8 protein-coding genes and 1 pseudogene are annotated in these 19500 nt (G+C 68.0%); 4 read left to right on the forward strand and 5 right to left on the reverse strand.

Annotated features, from left to right (window positions below):
- Positions 1–12 precede the first annotated feature (12 nt).
- From AB0B01_RS00090 to AB0B01_RS00100, 3 genes are all read right to left on the reverse strand, one after another.
- Positions 13–1362, reverse strand: a complete 1350-nt coding sequence (locus AB0B01_RS00090; RefSeq protein ID WP_361711386.1) for a M20/M25/M40 family metallo-hydrolase — start codon at positions 1360–1362, stop codon at positions 13–15.
- Positions 1355–2188 (reverse strand): M55 family metallopeptidase, encoded by an 834-nt coding sequence (locus AB0B01_RS00095; protein ID WP_361711388.1) that lies wholly within the window; start codon positions 2186–2188, stop codon positions 1355–1357. The genes AB0B01_RS00090 and AB0B01_RS00095 overlap by 8 nt, the downstream gene beginning before the upstream one ends.
- Positions 2189–2416: 228 nt before the next feature.
- The gene (locus AB0B01_RS00100) at positions 2417–2860 is read right to left on the reverse strand and encodes an SRPBCC family protein (protein WP_361711390.1); all 444 of its coding nucleotides are present in this window, start codon (positions 2858–2860) and stop codon (positions 2417–2419) included.
- Between the two features lie 179 nt (positions 2861–3039).
- On the opposite strand from AB0B01_RS00100, the gene AB0B01_RS00105 reads away from it, so the two are divergent.
- Both AB0B01_RS00105 and AB0B01_RS00110 read left to right on the forward strand, forming a co-directional pair.
- On the forward strand, positions 3040–4080 hold the full coding sequence (locus AB0B01_RS00105) for an Rv2578c family radical SAM protein (RefSeq protein WP_361711392.1): 1041 nt from the start codon (positions 3040–3042) through the stop codon (positions 4078–4080).
- A 113-nt stretch (positions 4081–4193) separates the two neighbouring features.
- Positions 4194–5798, forward strand: a complete 1605-nt coding sequence (locus AB0B01_RS00110; protein WP_361711394.1) for an alpha/beta hydrolase — start codon at positions 4194–4196, stop codon at positions 5796–5798.
- A gap of 450 nt (positions 5799–6248) precedes the next feature.
- Here AB0B01_RS00110 and AB0B01_RS00115 read toward each other — a convergent pair whose 3' ends face one another.
- A complete protein-coding gene (locus AB0B01_RS00115) occupies positions 6249–10460 on the reverse strand; it encodes a ricin-type beta-trefoil lectin domain protein (protein ID WP_361711396.1) in 4212 nt (1403 codons plus the stop codon).
- 288 nt (positions 10461–10748) lie between these two features.
- On the opposite strand from AB0B01_RS00115, the gene AB0B01_RS00120 reads away from it, so the two are divergent.
- Entirely contained in the window at positions 10749–18452 is a 7704-nt protein-coding gene (locus tag AB0B01_RS00120) for a polymorphic toxin-type HINT domain-containing protein (protein WP_361711398.1), read from the forward strand.
- 1 nt (position 18453) lies between these two features.
- Positions 18454–18714 carry a hypothetical protein gene (locus AB0B01_RS00125; RefSeq protein ID WP_361711400.1) on the forward strand — a complete coding sequence of 87 codons (261 nt, stop codon included), beginning with the start codon at positions 18454–18456 and terminating at the stop codon, positions 18712–18714.
- 175 nt (positions 18715–18889) lie between these two features.
- On the opposite strand, the pseudogene AB0B01_RS00130 reads toward AB0B01_RS00125, so the two are convergent.
- A pseudogene (locus AB0B01_RS00130) lies at positions 18890–19499 on the reverse strand (site-specific integrase); the annotation flags it as partial.
- Position 19500 lies beyond the last annotated feature (1 nt).

Here is a 19500-nt window from a genome sequence, read left to right on the forward strand (position 1 = left end):
ACCGGCTCCCCATCACAGGGCCCGCAGGGCGTGGTCGAGGACGCGGACGCCGAAGTGCAGGGCGTCGACGGGGACCCGCTCGTCCACGCCGTGGAAGAGGGACCAGTAGTCGAAGCCGGGGGGCAGCTTCAGCGGGGAGAAGCCGTAGCCGGTGATCCCGAGGCGGGAGAACTGCTTGGCGTCGGTGCCACCCGCCATGCAGAACGGCACCACGTGCGACTCGGGGTCGAAGCGTTCCACGGACCGGCGCAGGATCTCGTAGGTCCGCCCGTCCACGGGGGCTTCGAGTGCCACCTCGCGGTGGTGGAACTCCCAGGTGACGTCGGGTCCGGTGAGCTCGTCCAGGGTGGCCAGGAACTCGGCCTCGCCGCCCGGGAGCGTCCGGCCGTCGACGTAGGCGGTGGCGTGTCCGGGGACCACGTTGAGCTTGTAACCGGCGTTGACCATGGTCGGGTTGGCGCTGTTGCGGACCGTCGCCTCGACCAGGGCGGCGGCCGGGCCGAGCTTGGGGAGGACGGTGTCGAGGTCGAAGCCGCGGCTGCGGGGATCCACGGCCACGCCTTCCAGGGCGGCGAGTTCGGTGATGCAGGCGGTGACGGTGTCGGTGAGCCGCACGGGCCACTCGTACGCGCCGATCCGGGCCACGGCGGCGGAGAGCCGGGTGACGGCGTTGGCCCGGTTGGGCTTGGATCCGTGGCCGGTCGTACCGTGCGCGGTCAACTTGAGCCAGGCGGTTCCGCGTTCACCGGCGGCGATCGGGTAGACGGCCCGGCCGGGACCGGTGTGCAGGGTGAAGGCGCCGGACTCGCTCAGGCCCTCCGTGCACCCCTCGAAGAGGCGCGCGTGGTGGTCGGCGAGGTAGCCGGAGCCGTCGACCGCGCTGTCCTCCTCGTCGGCGGTGTAGGCGACGACGATGTCCCGGCGCGGCTTCACCCCCGCCCGGGCCCAGGCACGTACGACGGCCAGCACCATCGCGTCCATGTTCTTCATGTCGACGGCGCCGCGGCCCCAGACCACCCCGTCGCGGACCTCTCCGGAGAAGGGGTCGGTGCTCCAGTCGGCGGCCTCGGCGGGGACCACGTCGAGGTGCCCGTGGACGAGGAGGGCCTCGGCGGACGGGTCGCTGCCCTCGATCCGGGCCACGACGTTGGTGCGGCCGGGGGTGCGTTCCAGCAGCACCGGCTCCAGGCCGGCGGCGGCGAGCCGCTCCGCCGCGTACTCGGCGGCGGGGCGCTCGCGGCAGTCGCCGCCGCCGCGGTTGGTGGTGTCGATCCGGATGAGGTCGGCGGTGAACGCGACGACCTCGTCGAGCGCGACCTGGTCGACCGGGTCGTGGGGGGTGACTGCGGGCATGTCAGCCATACTGCTCCTCCACGGCCGCCGAGACGACCGTCGTGACCGCCTTGAACGTCCGGATCCCCTCGTACATGGTCCCGCTGCTGTACGCGGCCCTGCGCTCCCCGGACCGCTCGACGCCCGGGACGACCGTGGCGGCCATCGCGAGGTGCTCGGCGTCGAACTCCAGCTCGACGGTGAACGGACCGCCGCGCACGGGCTCGCGGCGTACGGCGAGCGCCGCCGCCTCCTTGGCGGCGGCCCTGATGTCGGCGGCGGTGCGGGCGGGGGTGCGGCACACCGCGGCGTAGCGGGAGACGTGGTCCTTGACGGCGACGGTCACCGCGCCGGGGGCGTACCCGGCGGCGTCGGCGCAGGTCAGGTCGTCGCCGGTGACCAGGATGACCGGGACGCCGAATTCGGCGACGACGTGCGCGTTGAGCAGCCCCTCGCCGGCGCGGACCCCGTTCAGCCAGACGCCGGTGATGGAGTTGGCGAGGTAGGTGTGGGCGAGGACGCCCTCGGCGCCGGCGCCGGTGTGATAGCCGACGAAGGCGACGCCGTCGACGTCTCCGTGCTGGACGCCCTCGACCATGGAGAGGGACTTGTGGCGGCCGGTGAGCATCTCGACCCGCTCGTCGAGCTGCTCCAGCAGCAGGTTCCGCATCGTCCAGTGGGCCTCGTTGACGAGGACCTGGTCGGCGCCGCCGTCGTAGAAGCCGAGCGCGGCGGCGTTCACGTCGGAGGTGAACAGGGGCCGGCAGCGTTCCCACTGCGGGGTGCCGGGCAGCACGTCGGCGGGCCAGGTGACGCCGGTGGCGCCTTCCATGTCGGCGGAGATGAGGATCTTCATCGGGCCCCCGGGCGGTCGACGGCGCACGGCGCGAACGACGCGGACGGGCGCCGCCCGCGCTCTGCCCACCCTAGACCGCGAAGGCCCTCACGGCCCGGGGGCCACGCCCGGCGAAGTGGCGGCCGACGAAGGCGCAGCGCCGACGCCCGCCCCCCTCACCGCCCGCGGGCGGTCAGTTCACCCGAACCGGTGAGGCCGCGTCCTCGGCCTCACCGTCAACCCGCTTGCTCAGCGCTCGACTTCGGCGGCGAGGTTGGCCAGCACGGTGTCGTAGATGCGGCCGAGGCCCTTGGGGGCGAAGGTGCGCTCGAAGAAGCCGCCGATGCCGCCCGCGCCGTTCCAGACGGTGGTGACGACGGCCTTGGACCTGCCCTCGCCGGCCGGGGTGACGACCCAGGTGGTGACCATGCTGGAGTTGCGGTCCTTCTCCACGAGCTGGCCGTCGGTGGGCTCGGTGACCTCCAGCAGGCAGTCGCGCACGCGCTTGCTGGTGGCCTGGAGCTTCCAGTGGACGAGGGTGCCCTCGCCGTCGCCGCCCTCGCGCACCTCGTACTCGCTGAAGTGCTCGGGCAGCAGCTTGCCCCGGGTTCCGCTGTAGTCCGCCAGCGCGTCGAACACGGTCTCCGCGTCGGCCGCGATGATCCGCTCCGTGGTGGCCTCGACCTGCGCCATACCTGTTCCTCCAGCAATTGTGTCAGCTCGTCGCGGCAAGCCAACCACTCCGGGCCCGGGCGTCCCAAATCCGGCCGGACGGACAGCGGACCGGGCCCGGGAGGCGCAGGGAAGGATTCCGCACGATCATGGGAACGTTTGTTCTATTCTCGGGGTCCGAGCTACCGAGGGAGGCGCCGATGCGCTGGGACGATCTGACCGACGGGCCCGGGACGCCGGAACGGGCGCGGGGACTGTTCGAGGCGGATTCCGTCGTCACGCGGACCTTCGACACCCCCGAGTTCCGCGGGATCACCTTCCACGAGGTACGCGCCCGCTCCCTCCTCAACCGGGTGCCGGGGGCCTCGCGGATGCCGTTCGAGTGGACGGTGAACCCGTACCGCGGGTGCAGCCACGCCTGCGTGTACTGCTTCGCCCGCAAGACCCACAGCTACCTCGACCTCGACACCGGCATCGGCTTCGACAGCCAGATCGTCGTCAAGACCAACGCCCCGGAGCTGCTGCGCCGGGAGCTCGGCTCACGGCGCTGGACCGGTGCGCACGTCGCCATGGGCACCAACGTGGACTGCTACCAGCGCGCCGAGGGCCGCTACCGGCTGATGCCGGGGATCATCGAGGCCCTGCGCGACCGCGCCAACCCCTTCTCCATCCTGACCAAGGGGACGCTGATCCTGCGCGACCTCCCCCTCCTCCAGGAGGCCGCGGAGGTCACCGAGGTCGGCATCTCCGTCTCCGTCGGCTTCACCGACACCGCCCTGTGGCGGACCGTGGAACCCGGAACGCCCTCCCCCGCCGCCCGGCTGGGCGCCGTACGGACCCTCACCGACGCCGGCATCGAATGCGGGGTGTTGATGGCCCCGGTGATCCCCTTCCTCGGAGACTCCCCGGAGCAGTTGCGCGAGACCGTCCGGGCCATCGCCGATTCCGGCGCGACCTCCGTGACACCCCTCGTACTCCATCTGCGGCCCGGGGCGCGCGAGTGGTTCACCGCCTGGCTGGCCGCACACCACCCGCACCTGGTCGAGCGGTACGAACGGATGTACGCGGGCGCGTCGTACGCGCCGACCTGGTACCAGCGCCGGATCACCCGCCAAGTCCACGAGCTCGCGGCGGAATTCGGCATCGGCCCCGCCCGCCGGGGCGCGGCCCGGCGGACCGTGGTGCCCGAGCGGCCCGCGGAGCCGGCGGCCGCCGGGCCGACCCAGCTCAGCCTCCTGTGACCTCGGACGGCCGCCCGGGGATCATCAGATCGGGCCAATAAACAGCCCAATCCCGTCTTCCAGACGTGGTTTCCGGGACGATTCCGCCCAGAACCCTCGGCTGGGAGGCCCCCATGCTCCACACCTTGAAGAAGCGCGGTCCTTTGAAGAAGCGTGCCGCCGTCCTGCTGTCGATCGCCACCGTCGCCGCCACCGCCGCGACCGGCCCGGTCACGGCCGCACAGGGCCCCGCACAGGCCCACGGGCAGGGCACCGCGCAGACGGCCGCGGCCCTGCGCTGGACCGGCTGCGCGACGACCCGCTATCCGACGCTTCAGTGCGCCTCCCTCAAGGTCCCCCTCGACCACGACCGGCCCGCCGGGCGCCAGATCACGCTGGCCTTGACCCGTGTCGCGCACACCGCCGCCACCTCGCAGGGCCCGCTGCTGGTCAACCCCGGCGGACCCGGGGGCAGCGGGCGCGCGCTGGCCGGGTTCATCGCCTCCGCGCTCCCCAAGGACGTGGCCGCCCAGTACGACGTGATCGGCTTCGACCCGCGGGGGGTGGGCAAGAGCGAGCCGGCCCTCGACTGCGGGGGCAGCCACTTCGCACCGGTGCGGCCGGACTCCGTACCGCTGGAGCCGCAGACCGAGCGGGCCAACCTGGACCGGGTCAAAGCCTTCGCCGAGTCCTGCCAGACCAAGCACGCGGACGTGCTCCCCCACATCGGCACCGTGTCCGCCGCCCGTGACATCGAGGCGGTGCGCATCGCCCTCGGCGCGCCGAAGGTGAGCTACTTCGGCTACTCGTACGGGACCTACCTGGGCGCCGTGTACGCGAAACTCCACCCGGGCCGGGTGCACCGCCTGGTCCTGGACTCCGTGGTCGACCCGGGCGGGGTCTGGTACGAGGACAACCTCGCGCAGGACCTGGCCTTCGACGCCCGCCACAAGGCGTTCCTCGCCTGGGTGGCCCAGTACGACGGGAAGTACCGGCTCGGCAGCGATCCGGCGGCGGTGGAGAGGCGCTGGTACGCGATGCGAGCCGCCCTGCGCGAGACGCCGGCCGGGGGCAAGGTGGGTCCGGCGGAGCTGGAGGACACCTACATGCCCGGCGGCTACTACAACGGCTACTGGCCGAGCCTGGCCGAGGCCTTCTCCGCGTACGCGGTCGACCAGGACGCCAAGCCGCTGGTCGCGGCGTACGAGCGGTTCGGGGCGGTGGAACCCTCGGCGGGCAACGGGTACAGCGTCTACACGGCGGTGCAGTGCCGGGACTCGGCGTGGCCGCAGGACTGGAACCAGTGGCGCGCGGACATGTGGCGCACCCACATCCGGGCCCCGTTCATGACCTGGAACAATGCCTGGTACAACGCCCCGTGCGCGTTCTGGAAGACCGAGCCCCTGAAGGCGCCGGACGTCACCAACGCCGACCTCCCGCCGGCGCTGCTGCTCCAGGCGACGGAGGACGCGGCGACGCCGTTCGGGGGCGCGCTCGGCATGAAGGAGCGGCTGAAGGGATCGGCCCTCGTGGTGGAGGAGGGCGGCGGCAACCACGGGATCTCGATGAGCGGCAACAAGTGCCTGGACGAGAAGGTGGCGGCGTACCTGCGGACGGGCACGGCGGCGGACGCCACCTGCCCCGCCCAGCCGGCCCCGAAGCCGACCACCGCCACCCGCGCGGTACCCCCCTCGGCGGGCGGAGCGGCCCTGCACGGCCTGCTGGGCTTCCGCGGCTAGGGGCCGCCCGGCGCCGGCCGGGTGTCGCCGGGCCATCGGGGCGGCACCGGCCGGACGGCGACGGGGCGGCGGCTCGGTGTCCTGCGGGGCGGCGGCCCGGTTCAGGACGGTCCGCACCAGCAGTGTTTTGAGGCGATCGACCCGCCGGCACGCCGAGGCGGCCGCGGGCGAGACGGTCTCATCGGCACGCTGGGTAGGTCTGGAGCGGGGGGCGGATCACCCCGCTGATCCATGTCAGCCATGACGGGACGGTGACCCTCGTGAACGCTCGACCTCGTGAGCGCCGCCGGTCATGCCGTCGAGCCCTGCCCGGAGGGTGAGGGGGCCGACTGGACCGACCGGGTTCGCGAGCGCGCCGTCCGCCTCTGCGTCTTGGGGGACACGGTTCCGCGAATGACGATGGTCTCCCATCCCGGAGGGATGGGAGACCATCGTCATTTCGTGGGGTTGTTACGGAGCCGGGACAGGCAGAGACGCCGTGGTCAGGGCCGGGATGCTCCAACGTTGAGCGTCCGAAAGGTTGCAGTCGTACAGCCAGAGCTGGGTGCCTGGAGCGGTGTTGAGGTTGCCCAGGTCGATACAGCGACCGGAGACCGGATTGTAGAAGGAGCCGTCGCCGCGGGGCACGAACTGCTGATTCGGGCTGTCATGGCACGCGTAGAGCATGAGCAGGGTGGCATTGGCCGTTCCGGCGTTGCTGGCGTCGACGCACTTGCCCTGGATGCGGAGCGTTCCGTCCCCTCTGACCTCGAAATTCTGGGCCAGCGTGCCGTTACAGCGCGCGATCTGGATCTTGTTGCCGTCGTCGGGCCTGGCGTAGTCGTTGTCCATGCAGTTGGAGGGAGCCGAGGTCAGTGCGATCGGACCGGCGGTTCCAGGAGCAGCGGGGGCGGTTGCGTAGGGGTAGACGGCGAAGTTGCTTATCCCGCCCGTGAGGCTGTCCTGCGGCCCACCGTTGGACTTGAACCGGCCGAAGACGAGCGGGCCGCTGGAGGCCGGACTGGTGGCTGCTTGGTGGTGCCCACTGCTGGCCAGGACGCCGTTGACGTACAGGCTCATCAGGCCGCTCTGCGCGTTGTAGACGGCGGTCAGGCGCGTCCATGCATTGGGAGTGAACCGCGCAGCGTCATTGGCAGCGTAGGTGTAGTCGAACGGCCATCCATCGGTGTCACCGTTGGCCAGGGCGAAGTGCCACTGGGAGGAGTTGGCGTCCGCGTAGAGGATGAATGAACTGGCTCGGTTCAGGTCCTGACTGGCGATGATGCTCGTCGTGGCTCCGGGCTTGGCCCAGGTGCTGATGGTGAAGCTCTTGCGTGTGTCGATGACGGGGCCGTTGGCAGTGATGGTCGACTGGGCGCCCTTGAACTCCGCGTACGTGGTCTGGCTGCCGCCGATGGAGTCAGCGGACCAGGTGACGCCGGACGCCGTCGCCGGGTACTTGCCGTCGGTGCTCGGAGTGGTGCCACCGCTCTGGCCGGTCAGCTTCCACTGGGCTGCCGGCACGTTGAGATTGCCGAGGGAAACGGGCGCCGGCGAGAAACCGGTGGTCGTCCCGCTGAAGGCCAAGAGCTGTTGGACGGCATTGATCGCCCACAGGTCGGCACGTCCGTCGCTGTTGAGATCCCCGTAAGAGCCGACCTGCGGGTACACCGACGCGTCGAGCGTTGCGATGGCGGCCGAAGGCGCCTGCGCCGAGGGAGGAGCCAGCAGCGTGGTGGGGATGCCGTTGGCATCGAACTTCAGCGGGTAGCTGTAGATGCGGCCGGTGGCGTCGTCGCGTGCCCACAGTGTGGGAGTGTCACCGATCTTGCCCGGCGCAATGAGGGTGGTACGTGACCAGTCGCCGGAGCTGAGCAGCATGCCCTGGTCAAGGTGCAAGCCACCGAATGAGGTGCCGGGGTAGTACCAAAGACGGTTGTCCTCGACAGTGATCAGATCCGCGAGCCCGCGCGGATTGTCGAAGCTGCCCGGAGCGAGGATCTGAGTGACCTTCGACCAGTCCGTCACGTACCCGGTGCACTGTGCTGCCGGATTGCACGCCGGCTTGGTCGAGATGGGCATGACGCCCTGGGTGAGGCTGAAGTGTCCGGCGACCCCGCCGATTCCGGAAGCGTCGTTTCCGTAGGCGTACAGGCGGTGGGTGTTCCTGTTGTAAGCGAAGATGTCGTCCACCCCGGACTGGCTGAGGCTTCCGCGGTGGGTGATGAGGTAGTTGTCCCAGCCTGTCTTGTCGGGACTCTGTGCCGCCGTCGACGCAGTGACCGCGGTGGCGGACGCGTCGGTGTTGCCGGGGATGAGAAGCAAATTGCCGCTTCCGCTGCGGTCCGGCCTGAGAGTGTCAGGTATCCCGTCCCCTGTGACGTCTCCCGCGGTGACCGGAGCCGCCGGGTTCCAGGGGGCGTAGAAGCTGTATCCGGCGGGGCGGGCGTTGTTCGCCCCGTCCACGGCCTGCACGTAGAGCGTGTGCGTACCCCACTGCTGGGCGGTGAGGTTGATCGGGATGTTGGCAGTGGCAGCGCCGTTCGCGTCGGGGGTGACGGCGATCGACTGGGCACCCGTCACGGGGATGGGCGTGTCCAGCGAGTACTCGAATCGGCGGATGTCGCTCTTGATGCAGGCGCTCAGCTCACATCCGGTCGGGAGGACGTCCTTGCTGGAGACGGCGATGGTGATCCCGGAGTCGCCAGCGTGTGCGGTGGGCGTGCGGCCGCTGGCGAGCGGGGGAAACGCCTTGGAATCAGCGAAAGCGACAGCAGTGGGTGGCGTCAGGTCGACCTTGAAACCGCAGTATGGAGTCCAGGGGCCTTCCAGGGTGCCGTCGAAGGCTTTGACGCCCCAGCCGTACGCATGGCCGTCGGCAAGCGCGATCCCCACGTTGGTGCGTGCCGTGCTCCCGGGCGCGACGTAGGTGCTTCGGGGCTGGGACACAGTGGCAGGGGAGCCGCTGCCGTTGTTCTTCATGTCGTCCCAGACCTGGTAGACGGCCTGAAGGTTCACGCCCTCCATGGGTGTCGTCAGGCGGGCGTTCAGGGTGAGGTTGGTGGTTCCGTAGGCCGTGGAAGTCCTGCCGATCCACCCCCGAGAGCCGTTGTTGCAGGCTGCGCCGCCCGGGTTCGCGGAATCGGGGGTGGTGCTCGGGGAGTCCGGGGCGTAGGGCGGGATGTCGAAGACCGTCACCAGGTAAGGGTTTGTGCTGAACCGCATGAAGCCGAGGTTCGAGACGGTCTTGCGGCTGTCGCCGTAGAGGCCGAAGGTCCAGGTGTCGGCGTCCTGCGAAGCCCCCTGCCTGATGCGATCGGTGACATCGAAGTTCGCGCTCTTGTAGCCGCAGTCGTTGGCGGGGCCGGCACTGGAGAGTTGCTGGGTTCCGATCGTGGCGATCGCACTCGGGCGTTTGTTCCAGTTCGTGCCGCTGTTGATGCCGTTCGTGTGCTTCAAGGTGAGCGGCCACGTGTTCGAGCAGCCGTGGTCTGCACCGTAGGTTTCGGTGAGGTACAGGGTCGACTTCTGGATCACCATCTGCGGAGTGAGCGCACTCGTGTTGATCTCGAAGAAGGATTCCTGCATTCCGAAGCAGCTGGCGCTGTACTGCTGGTAGCCGACCCCTTCACCCCAATCCTGCGCGGTGTCGTATGTGTTTGCGCCTGGACACCCTTCCTGGGCCACCACGTAGTGGCCAGTCCCCGAGGTCACGGGATTGACGACAGGGTCAATGAAGACGGGGTAGGAAGTCGTCGGTCCGGTCAGCAGATCCAGGTCGGGGGTCAAGGTCACGGCCTCAGGCAGTGCCGAAATGCCGATCGGCTTCACCCGGGCGCCTTCTCCAGGGCGGGTGGCCGATGACCGTACCGGATTCTCGATGAGGGGCGCAGGAGGAGTCCCCGTACCCTCGGCGGTCGCCGCACTGCGGTCGGTGACAAAGCTCTTGCTCGTAAGACTCTTCTGCACCGTCGCGGCGCTTGAGTCCCACATGAGAGGGGTGGCGCTGGTGAACGCCGGTGTTCCCTCAGACGTGCTGGCCTGGAGGTTTCCGGCTTCGTCGCTGCCAACCGTCAAGCCGGCGGCCTCGGTGGCCAGCCGCAGGCTGCGCAGTGCGGGATTCGCCGCGGCCTCGGCGTTGTGAACGATCAGCACCTCGCTGAACGCGCCTTGGTCGCTGACGGTTGCTTGGAGGTCCACCCCGGGGAAGACATTCTGGTACAGCGCGCTGCTGCCGCTGACGCGGGGCGCGGGTAGCGCGACGGGGAAGGACAGAGCAAGGCGCCGGCCCGAGCCGTTAGTCAGCGTGGCCAACGGACCGGCACCGCCGCCGGAGAGCGAGACGCCGGCAGGTGTCGCGAGGGGGCTGTACGTTCCGTCCGGATTGCGCTGCAGGGTGGCGTCGAGAGGCTTCCACTTTCCCGACTTCAGCACGCGGACGGGCTTGATGTTTGTGGTTGTGCTGAACGTCCCGTCCGGGTTCGCGACGGTTTCCGCGGTCGGTGTGGTCAGGCTGGGGACAGGGACCTGCTTCTTCTCTGCCTTGGCTTGCTGGAGGGCCTTGGGTAGTGCGCCTGCGGGGGGCGTGGTGGCTGTGGCGGAGTGGGTGACGGGTGAGGCATCCAGTGTGGCCGCAAAGGCGGCCCCAGGTGTGGCGAGTACAAGCCCTAGGGATGTGATCAAACCGACAGTACGTCTGCTGCGTTGATGCTGATGGCGGCGCATAAGCGCTGTTTCCCCCCAAAGTAAGGCGTGCTGAAAGCTCCACCCCGGCATCCCGCATGCCGAACTCGTCGGACTTGTCGGCGCATTGCGCCCGGGTGCGGGTGGATTTGCGGGAAGGGTATTGCGGTTTGCATGCACACAGCAATACTGTTCCGCTGATCTTGTGGGGCCGGCTGCGGCCCCTTCTATTTTTCGGCCCTGTGGGGTCGCGCACTTGGGGTGGGGACTGTCGAGGTGCGTACATCGATGCGCTGGCCTGTCGTGATGCCTGAAAGAGGTTGGCGGAGACGGATCGTTGCCGTCGTGGCCATGACGGCGGCGATGTCGCTTGTCATGCCGCTTGCCAGCGCAGACACGGTCGGCGGATACCGTTACACGGGTAAATCCTGGAAGGACGGTGAGCTTCCGGACCTGCCTGTGGTCAAGGGACACCCGGTCGGCCAGGCGGTCAAGCAGGCGGTGCCTCGCGTTCCTCAGGGGGCGCGTGAGATGCGAGTGCACACACCCAAGGCACCAAAGTGGCCCGCTGCACGGACGGAAACCGTCACGGTTGCCCACCCGTCCCAGCAGGTGCACAGCATGGGGAAGTCGGCGGACAGCGGTATGGCCCCGGTAGGGGCGCCCGTTCAGGCCGGCACGTCACCCGTCTGGATCGCTCCGGCAGCGTCTACGGCCACCGCCCGCTCGACGACCGGTTCGGCAAACGCACCCGCCGCGGACAGCAGCCCCACCACCGTCCGGGTCGAGACGGCAGACCGGAAGCGGGCTGCCTCGGCCAATGTGAACGGAATGCTGGTCGGCCTCACGCCGGCCGACGGTGTCGCCGCCGGAGGCAAGGTCTCCGTGGGCCTTGACTACAGCTCGTTGGCAAACGCCTACGGCGGCGGCTGGGCCTCACGACTGCACCTCGTGGCCATGCCGGGGTGCGCGCTCACCACTCCCGATGTCGCGGCCTGCCGCGTCCAGAAGCCGCTGCAGACGGTCAACGATCCCAAGAACCAGCGGCTCACCGCCGACGTGAACCTCGGCGCCAGTGCGGCACCGTTCAAGGACGCGGTCCTCTCCGGCCAGCAGCGGACGATGGCAGCGGCTACTGGCAGCCAAACCGTCGCCGTCGCCGCGGTGTCGGGCACGGCCGGCTCGCAAGGCGACTACGGCGCTACTTCTCTCTCGGCTTCGGGATCGTGGGCGCAGTCGGCCTCCGGCGCCTTCACGTACAGCTATCCGGTAGCGGTACCGCCCTCCTTGGGTGGAACCGCACCCTCCGTGGCACTCACCTACAACTCGCAGTCCGTCGACGGCAAGACTTCGGCCCGCAACTCACAGGCTTCCTGGATCGGTGACGGCTGGGCGTACACCCCCGGCTTCATCGAGCGCTCCTACAAGCCCTGCAAGAACTCGGGGATCGAGGACTCCGGCGACCTGTGCTGGGCGGGCTACAACGCGACGTTGTCGCTCGGTGCCCACACCGGTCAGCTTGTGCGCGGCAGTGACGGCGTCTACCGGCTGGAATCGGATGACGGTACCAAGATCGAGCGGCTGACCGGTGCGACGAACGACCTCTGGCAGGGCGAGTACTTCAAGGTCACCACGCCCGACGGCACCGCCTTCTACCTCGGTCTGAACCACGCGCCCGGCACGTCCGGCGACACCGCGACCAACAGCGCCTGGGGCGTGCCGGTCTACCACCCCAAGTCCGACGACCCGTGCTACAGCTCCTCCAAAGGCAACGCGTCGCAGTGCGACAAGCAGGTCGGCTACCGGTTCAACCTCGACTTCGCCGTCGACCCGCAGGGCAACGTCCAGCGGTACGACTACGCGACTGAGTCGAACTACTACAACATGGGCTACGGCCAGGTCGTCAAGGACGGCAAGGGCGGAACCCTGACGCAGTACACCCGCTCGGGGTACCTGACCCGCATCTCCTACGGCTACAAGCTCGCAGACGCCGTCGCCGGCAAGGACCCCGCGGCCCGGATCAACTTCGGCACAAAGCAACGGTGCACCACCTCGGACACGGTGTGCAAGGACGACAACCTGTCCAAGGACACGGCGAAGAACTGGCCTGACGTCCCGTACGACATCAATTGTCCTTCCAGTTACAAGACCGAGGGCGAGGGCGACGACGTTTGCCGTTTCGGTTCGCCCACGTTCTGGTCCACCTACCGCCTCAAGGACATCACCACCCAGGTCAAGATCGGTACCGCGTGGCAGGACGTCGACGTCTACAGCCTGACCCACGTCTTCTCGGACGCGGGCGGAGTGATGGACCCCGTGACCGGCAAGACCGGCAAGACGGAGAGCGCCGGCATGCTCCAGTCGGTGATGTGGCTGTCCTCGATCCAGCACACCGGCCGTGACACCACAGCGGGGGGCGATACGCCCATCACGTTGGACCCGGTCACCTTCACCGGCATAGAGATGGACAACCGCGTCGACGGTCTGGAACCGGCGGCCCCGCCCCTTTACCGTCCTCGCATCTCCAGCATCCGGACGGAATCCGGCGAGTCCTCGGCCGTCACCTACCGGGACCCCGAATGCTCCCGCACCAAGAACACGATGCCCGCTTCGGCGGACACCAACACGATGGCCTGCTACCCGGTCAACTGGTTCCCGTCGGGTGCGGCCGAGCCCGTGGCCGACTGGTTCGTCAAGACGCTCGTCACCCAGGTCGTCAACAGCGACCTCACCAAGGCAGGCTCACCGGCCAAGGTCACCAGCTACGCCTATGACGGCGGTGCGGCCTGGCACCGCGACGACTCCGATCTCACCGACGACCAGTACCGGACGTGGAACGACTTCCGGGGATACCGCACCGTCACCACGACCTCCGGTGTGGCTCCGGACCCGATCACCCAGACCGTCTCCACGTACCTGCAGGGTATGGACGGCGACTACAAGCAGGACGGCACGAAACGATCCGTGTCGGTGACGAACTCGCTCGGCGAATCCTTCCCTGACAGCGACTGGCTGGCCGGTGCCACCCTGGAGTCCCAGACCTTCACCGCCGCCGGCGGCACGGTCACGGCGAAAACCCTCAACGGGCCGCTCACTACTGTGGACACCAGCTCCAGCACCCGGACGGCCTGGACCTCGAAGGACCCGGCACCGGCCTCTCTCTCGACGCTGCCCGACCTGGTGTCCCGCCGTTCGACGGAGGTGACCAACCGGTCGATGGGCCTGCTGTCCAGCGGCAGCTGGCGCACCTCCAAGAAGGTGACGACGTACGACAGCATGGGCCGGATCCACCAAGTCGACGACAAGGGTGACATCACCGCACCGGAGCAGGAGAACTGCACCACGACCGACTACGCGTCGGCACCGGCGGACAACCCGATGATGCTGACGTACCCGAGCGAGATCCTCTCGGTCTCCGGCCCGTGCGGCACCAAGCCCGGGACGGACACGACCCTCAGTCACAAGCGGATCTTCTACGACGGCGACGGCTCGGTGACCAGCCCCGGAACCTACGGGAAGCTGGGCCAGGCCTGGGCCGCTGACGGCAAGACGCACTCGGTCGGTCAGATGACGGCAGTGCAGGTCGCCACCAAGTACGACGGTGCGGGCAATCCCGTATTCCAGACGAACGGTGGCGTGACGTACGACGCATACGGTCGCGTCACCAAGCAGACCGACGTGGCTTCCCAGGCCACCACCACCGCCTTCTCCCCTGCCTCGGGCACGCTCCCGACGCAGGTCACCACGACCTACCCCCAGCCGTACAACTGGACCACCACGACGGACGTATCCCCGACACGCGGTCTCAACAAGCGGTCGGTCGACATCAACGGCCGTGTCACCAGCAGCACCTACGACACCCTGGGCCGGCGCACGGCGGTCTGGACACCCGGCCGCGACCGGGCCACGCAGACCCCGGACCGCAAGTTCACCTACTTGGTGAACGGGGCCGGTGACAGCCCCAACCCTGCTGCCGTCACCACCGAGACGCTTCGCGAGGACGGGAGCTACGGCAAGTCCGTCACCATTTATGACGGCCTGCTGCGGGTCCGTCAGCAGCAATCGACGACGGCAGACAATTCCGCGGGCCGACTGATCACCTCCACCTCGTACGACAGCCACGGCTGGACGGCCTCCAACATCGCAACGTACGCGGACCCCACCACGGATCCGGGCACCACGATGTGGGTGGAAACCGAGAACACGGTTCCGAGCCAGACCCGCCAGGTCTACGACGGCCAGGGACGCGTCACGGCCAACCAGCAGTGGTCCAAGGGCGCCAAGCTCTGGGAAGCCACCACGTCCTACCCGGGCGTCGACAAGACGATCACCACGCCGCCGAAGGGCGGGCAGGCCGCGGTCAGCTACACCAACGCCATCGGTCAGACGACGGCCACCCAGACCCTCGACACCACGGCAGACCGCAAGCTGACGGCCGGCACCGTCATCCAGTCGGGCACCACCTTCTCCTCCAAGAGCGTCCGCCTCGACATGCAGGCAGACGGCAACCTCGTCCTGACGGGCATCGCCAACGGCAAGGTCCTCTGGTCCTCGGGCACCGCGGGCAACCCTGGTGCGAGCGCCACGGTCCGAGCTGACGGCAACCTGGTCGTCACCAGCACCACCGGGACGGTCCTGTGGACATCTGGCACAGGCACGACCGGAGCGACGGGCGGCTACGCCATCGTCAAGGGCGACGGTAATTTCCGCATGTACAACACCGCAGGCACTGCCATCTGGTCGTCGGGAACGGCCGGTAAGGCAGCCGTTGCCGACACCAAGACGTCGTATACGTACACGCCCGCCGGCGACATCAAGTCCATCAGCGACACCGTCGGCAACAAGTGGACCTACACCTACGACCTCCTCGGCCAGAAGACCTCCCAGACCGACCCGGACACGGGACTCTCGACCTTCGGGTATGACGTCTTCGGTCGGCAGATCCTGAGCACCGACGCGCTGGGCAAAAGCATCTCGACCACCTACGACTCGCTCGGCCGCAAGACCGGTGAGTACGAGGGCACCAGCACCACCGACCAGTCCAAGAAGCTGGCCGAGTGGACGTACGACACCCTCCTCAAGGGACGGCAGACGTCCTCCACCCGCTTCGTCGGCGGTGGGAGCGGCAAGGCTTACACGAAGAAGATCAACGGCTATAACACGGCCTACCAGCCCACCGGCTCCACCATGGTCATCCCGGCGGCGGAGGGCAAGCTCGCCGGTACTTACACGGCGACCGCCGCGTACACCCCCACCGTGGGACTGCTGCAGTCTTCCACTTTCGGGGCCGATGGCGGACTACCTGCCGAGACGGTCGGCTACGGCTACAACCTGCAGGGACTCGAGACAGAGTTCGGTTCCCGCACCACCCCCTACCTCGACAAGGCCCTCTACACGCCGCTCGGCCAAGTCATCCAGTCCACATACGGCGTCTATGGGAAGCAGTTCCGCACGGCCCAGACGTACGACCAGGCGACCGGCCGTCTGGCCACCAACACGGTGAGCCTGCAGACCACCAGCAACAGCCCGATCGACGCCACCACCTACGCCTACGACGAGGCCGGGAACCTCACCGGCACCTCCACCGTGCAGTCCAGCGGGGGTGCAGTCACCGGCACGGACACGCAGTGCTTCCAGTACGACGGGCAGAACCGACTGGCCCAGGCGTGGACGGACACCAAGGGACTGGCCACCCCGAAGGCTGGTCAGATATCCAAGTGCAACACTGCGCAGCCGGCCGTCACCACGATCGGCGGTCCCAACCCTTACTGGCAGAACTACACGTACAACCTGCTCGGTGACCGCACCCAGCAGGTCAAGCACGACACGGCAGGCAACCCGCTCAAGAACATCACCCAGAGCATCACCTACCCCGGCAACGGCACCGCACCGGCTGCCCAGCCCAACACGGCGACCACGATCACCACCACGGGGCCGGACGGCACGACCACCCTCACCCCGCATTACGACACCGCCGGCAACACCACCAGCCGAGACACCAAGGTCGGCGCGGCCGCAGCCACGACCCAGACGTTCACCTACAACGCCAAGGGCCGCACCGACACCGTCATCACTCCCAAGCCCGCCGGCGGAACCCAGACCTCCAACTACCTGTACGACGCCGACGGCGGACTGCTGATCCAGCGCGGGCCGGATGGCGACACGCTCTACCTCTTCGGCGGCGCCGAACAGCTCACCCTGAACAAGACGACCAGCACGGTCGCAGGGCTGCGCAACTACAAGGGGCCCGACGGCACCAAGATCACCCGCTCATCCACCGGCGCGGTCGTCTACCAGGCCACCAACCCGCAGAACACATCCCAGCTCCAGGTCGACGCGGCCACGCTCAACGTCACGCGCAGGGCCTTCGACCCGTATGGAGCCCAGCGCGGCCCGGCCCCGCCGGCCTGGGCCGACAACCGCGGATACCTGGGCCAGCCCACGGACACGGCCACCGGCCTCAGCCTCCTCGGCGCCCGCAACTACGACCCCGTCATAGGCCGCTTCCTGACCTGCGACCCGGTCTTCGAAGCCGGCGACCCCAACCAGATGGGCGGCTACGCCTACGCAGGCAACGACCCCGTCAACATGAGCGACCCGTCTGGACTCTTCCCCGGAATGGGTTGGGCCGAGGATATGTTCTCCGGGTTGCTCGACGGGGTTTTCGGGGGCTCTGGCGATCCTGTTCTCAACCCTGCCGGATGGCTCCTCGACAACTGCGTCGACATCTGGAATGGCGACAGCGACTTCAACGACTGGACAGGCTGGGGCGGCGGCGACTACCACGTTCCCAACCTTTGGGGCGACAACCCGTCCGCCGAACTCTTCGGCGTCGACACCAGCTCCGAGAAGTACCAGGCGGGGTACTGGACAGGAGTCATCGGCTCGGTGCTCGCCGATGGCGTTGGAGCGTTCAAGGCAATCAGGGCATACCGTGCTGCTGTCAAAGCGGCAGCAGAGGCCGCTCAGGCCGGCGGCGATGCTGCTGCACCCCTGAATAAACTCCTGCACGAGGACGTCCCCACCCCCTCGACGAAGGAAACCGCGCCCGGGAACGCCCCCGAGACCACAGCACCGAGCGAGCCGGGCGCAGGGACCCCGAAGGACCCCAGCCCGGTGGAGCACGCGGCTGAGGGCACGACGTGCAGTTTCTCGCCCGATACGCCCGTCCTGCTGGAGGGCGGCCAGACCAAGCCCATCGCCGAGATCACTCCAGGCGACAAGGTGGAAGCGGCCAACCCTGAGACGGGCGAGGACTCGGGCGGGCGCCCCGTCGTGGCCACCTGGGCTCACGAAGACAGCGACCTGATCGATCTCACGGTGGAAGTCTCGCCGGAGGACCAGCAGGTACTCCACACCACTGCGGAGCACCCCTTCTGGGACGAAACCGTCCAGACCTGGGTCCCGGCTGCAGATTTGGCGCCTGGGCACGCTTTGACCACCCCGGACGGTCGCGAGATCCGCGTGGTCAACGTCCAGCAGACTCCCGGCACGGCGACCCGCTACAACCTGACCGTCGCCCAACTCCACACGTACTATGTCGTGGCGGGCGGCGTCCCAGTCCTGGTCCACAACACCTGCGGGGAATTGCCCGACGGTGTAACCGTGACGAAGGATGACAGCTCGATTGTGATTCACCATGCTGAAAGCGGATCTATGACGATCGGCTTGCTCGACGATGCTGGAAAGCTGACGCTGGGCATGGATCGCCTGAGTGGATCTCCTCTTTCCGGGAAGCAGATGTTTGGTATGGTGATGGACCACTTCGGAGACGGGGTTAAGAGCATCGAGGGAAACTGGTCATATGGTGATAATCTCGCTGCATTCAATCGATTGATAACGGGAGGAACGCCTTTGAAAACGGCCGCCCGCGGAACCTGGACGGGGCAGAGAGCTGCCGAGTACGGGTTCACGAGTGCTCGTATCACTAGGGCCATCCCATCCATGGACGGTGGCTATGATCGCGTCTCGGCCCTGTTTAGTAGGCCCTGACATGAAGCCTGGCCAGTGGGTGGAAACGCTTCGCGAGCTCGCTTCATCTGGGATGGATATCGTAGATGTTGCTGAGCATATGCGCGAAGGGAATACGGATTTCTCGGTGCGCTCGATGGAATGCCTGAATGAATTTCGAGTCGCATTTGAACTGTCCATCAGGCAGATGCAGGATATTGGCGGGTGGTACGAAGGGACGGTCTCTTCTGCTGCCCTCCGGGAAGAGATTCGGATTTCCTCAAATCGGCCTCCTTCGAAATGAGGATAGCGATCCGAAATGATCTGCCGTCTTGAGCGTGGCAGCCATGGCGGTGAGGGGAATCTGAAGTTCATTTGGCGCTCAAAACTCTGGGATCAAAATCCCCGAGGAGGGTGTCAGCTGTAGAGGTGCCCACCAACCCCGAATGCTTGAAAAATGACCGGCGGCCCCATCGGAATCAAGCTCCGACGGGGCCGCACCAGTGTCTGACGGCAGTAGTTGGCGGCAACGTCAGGACGGGTGCTGCGCAAACCGGCGGATCGTCGCCGTCGTCGGTCTCGGCGGAGGGCTGGGCGAGTCCGCTGAGTGTGTGTCCGAGGAGGTCGATGGCCTGGCGCTGGAGGCGGAGGCGGACGTGGGCATACACGCTCGCGGTCACGCCGATGTGGGCGTGGCCCAGGAGCTCCTTCGTGACGAGGAGTTCGGCGCCCTGCTCCAGGAGGAGCGTTGCGGTCGAGTGGCGGAGGTCGTGGAACCGGATCGGCCGCAGGTGCGCCCCGCGCAGCAGGGCGTTGAAGTGCCGGGTGAGGGTCGCGCGCGGGCTCGATCGGGTGCCCGTCCGGCCGGGTGAAGACGTACCCGCTGCCCTGCCAGTCCGCGCCTGCCTGGTCCCGTTCCTCGGCCTGCCGCTGGCGCTGCGCGCGGAGCGAGGTGACGCAGGAGTCCGTCAGGGCGATGCGGCGCTCGGAGCTGATGGTCTTGGTCGGCAGTCCGGCCAGGCCGCTGCTGCGGGTGCGCTGGAGGGTTCGGCGGATGCTGGCGGTGCCGCTCTCGAGGTCGAGGTCTTCC

The sequence above is a fragment of the Streptomyces sp. NPDC044571 genome (assembly GCF_040647115.1).
Taxonomy (GTDB): domain Bacteria; phylum Actinomycetota; class Actinomycetes; order Streptomycetales; family Streptomycetaceae; genus Streptomyces.

Excerpts from the sequence above, each read along its gene's own strand:
- AB0B01_RS00110 (WP_361711394.1), top strand. The coding sequence starts at position 4,194 with ATGCTCCACACCTTGAAGAAGCGCGGTCCTTTGAAGAAGCGTGCCGCC.
- AB0B01_RS00105 (WP_361711392.1), top strand. The coding sequence starts at position 3,040 with ATGCGCTGGGACGATCTGACCGACGGGCCCGGGACGCCGGAACGGGCG.
- AB0B01_RS00090 (WP_361711386.1), bottom strand. The coding sequence starts at position 1,362 with ATGGCTGACATGCCCGCAGTCACCCCCCACGACCCGGTCGACCAGGTC.
- AB0B01_RS00095 (WP_361711388.1), bottom strand. The coding sequence starts at position 2,188 with ATGAAGATCCTCATCTCCGCCGACATGGAAGGCGCCACCGGCGTCACC.
- AB0B01_RS00125 (WP_361711400.1), top strand. The coding sequence starts at position 18,454 with ATGAAGCCTGGCCAGTGGGTGGAAACGCTTCGCGAGCTCGCTTCATCT.
- AB0B01_RS00120 (WP_361711398.1), top strand. The coding sequence starts at position 10,749 with ATGCGCTGGCCTGTCGTGATGCCTGAAAGAGGTTGGCGGAGACGGATC.
- AB0B01_RS00100 (WP_361711390.1), bottom strand. The coding sequence starts at position 2,860 with ATGGCGCAGGTCGAGGCCACCACGGAGCGGATCATCGCGGCCGACGCG.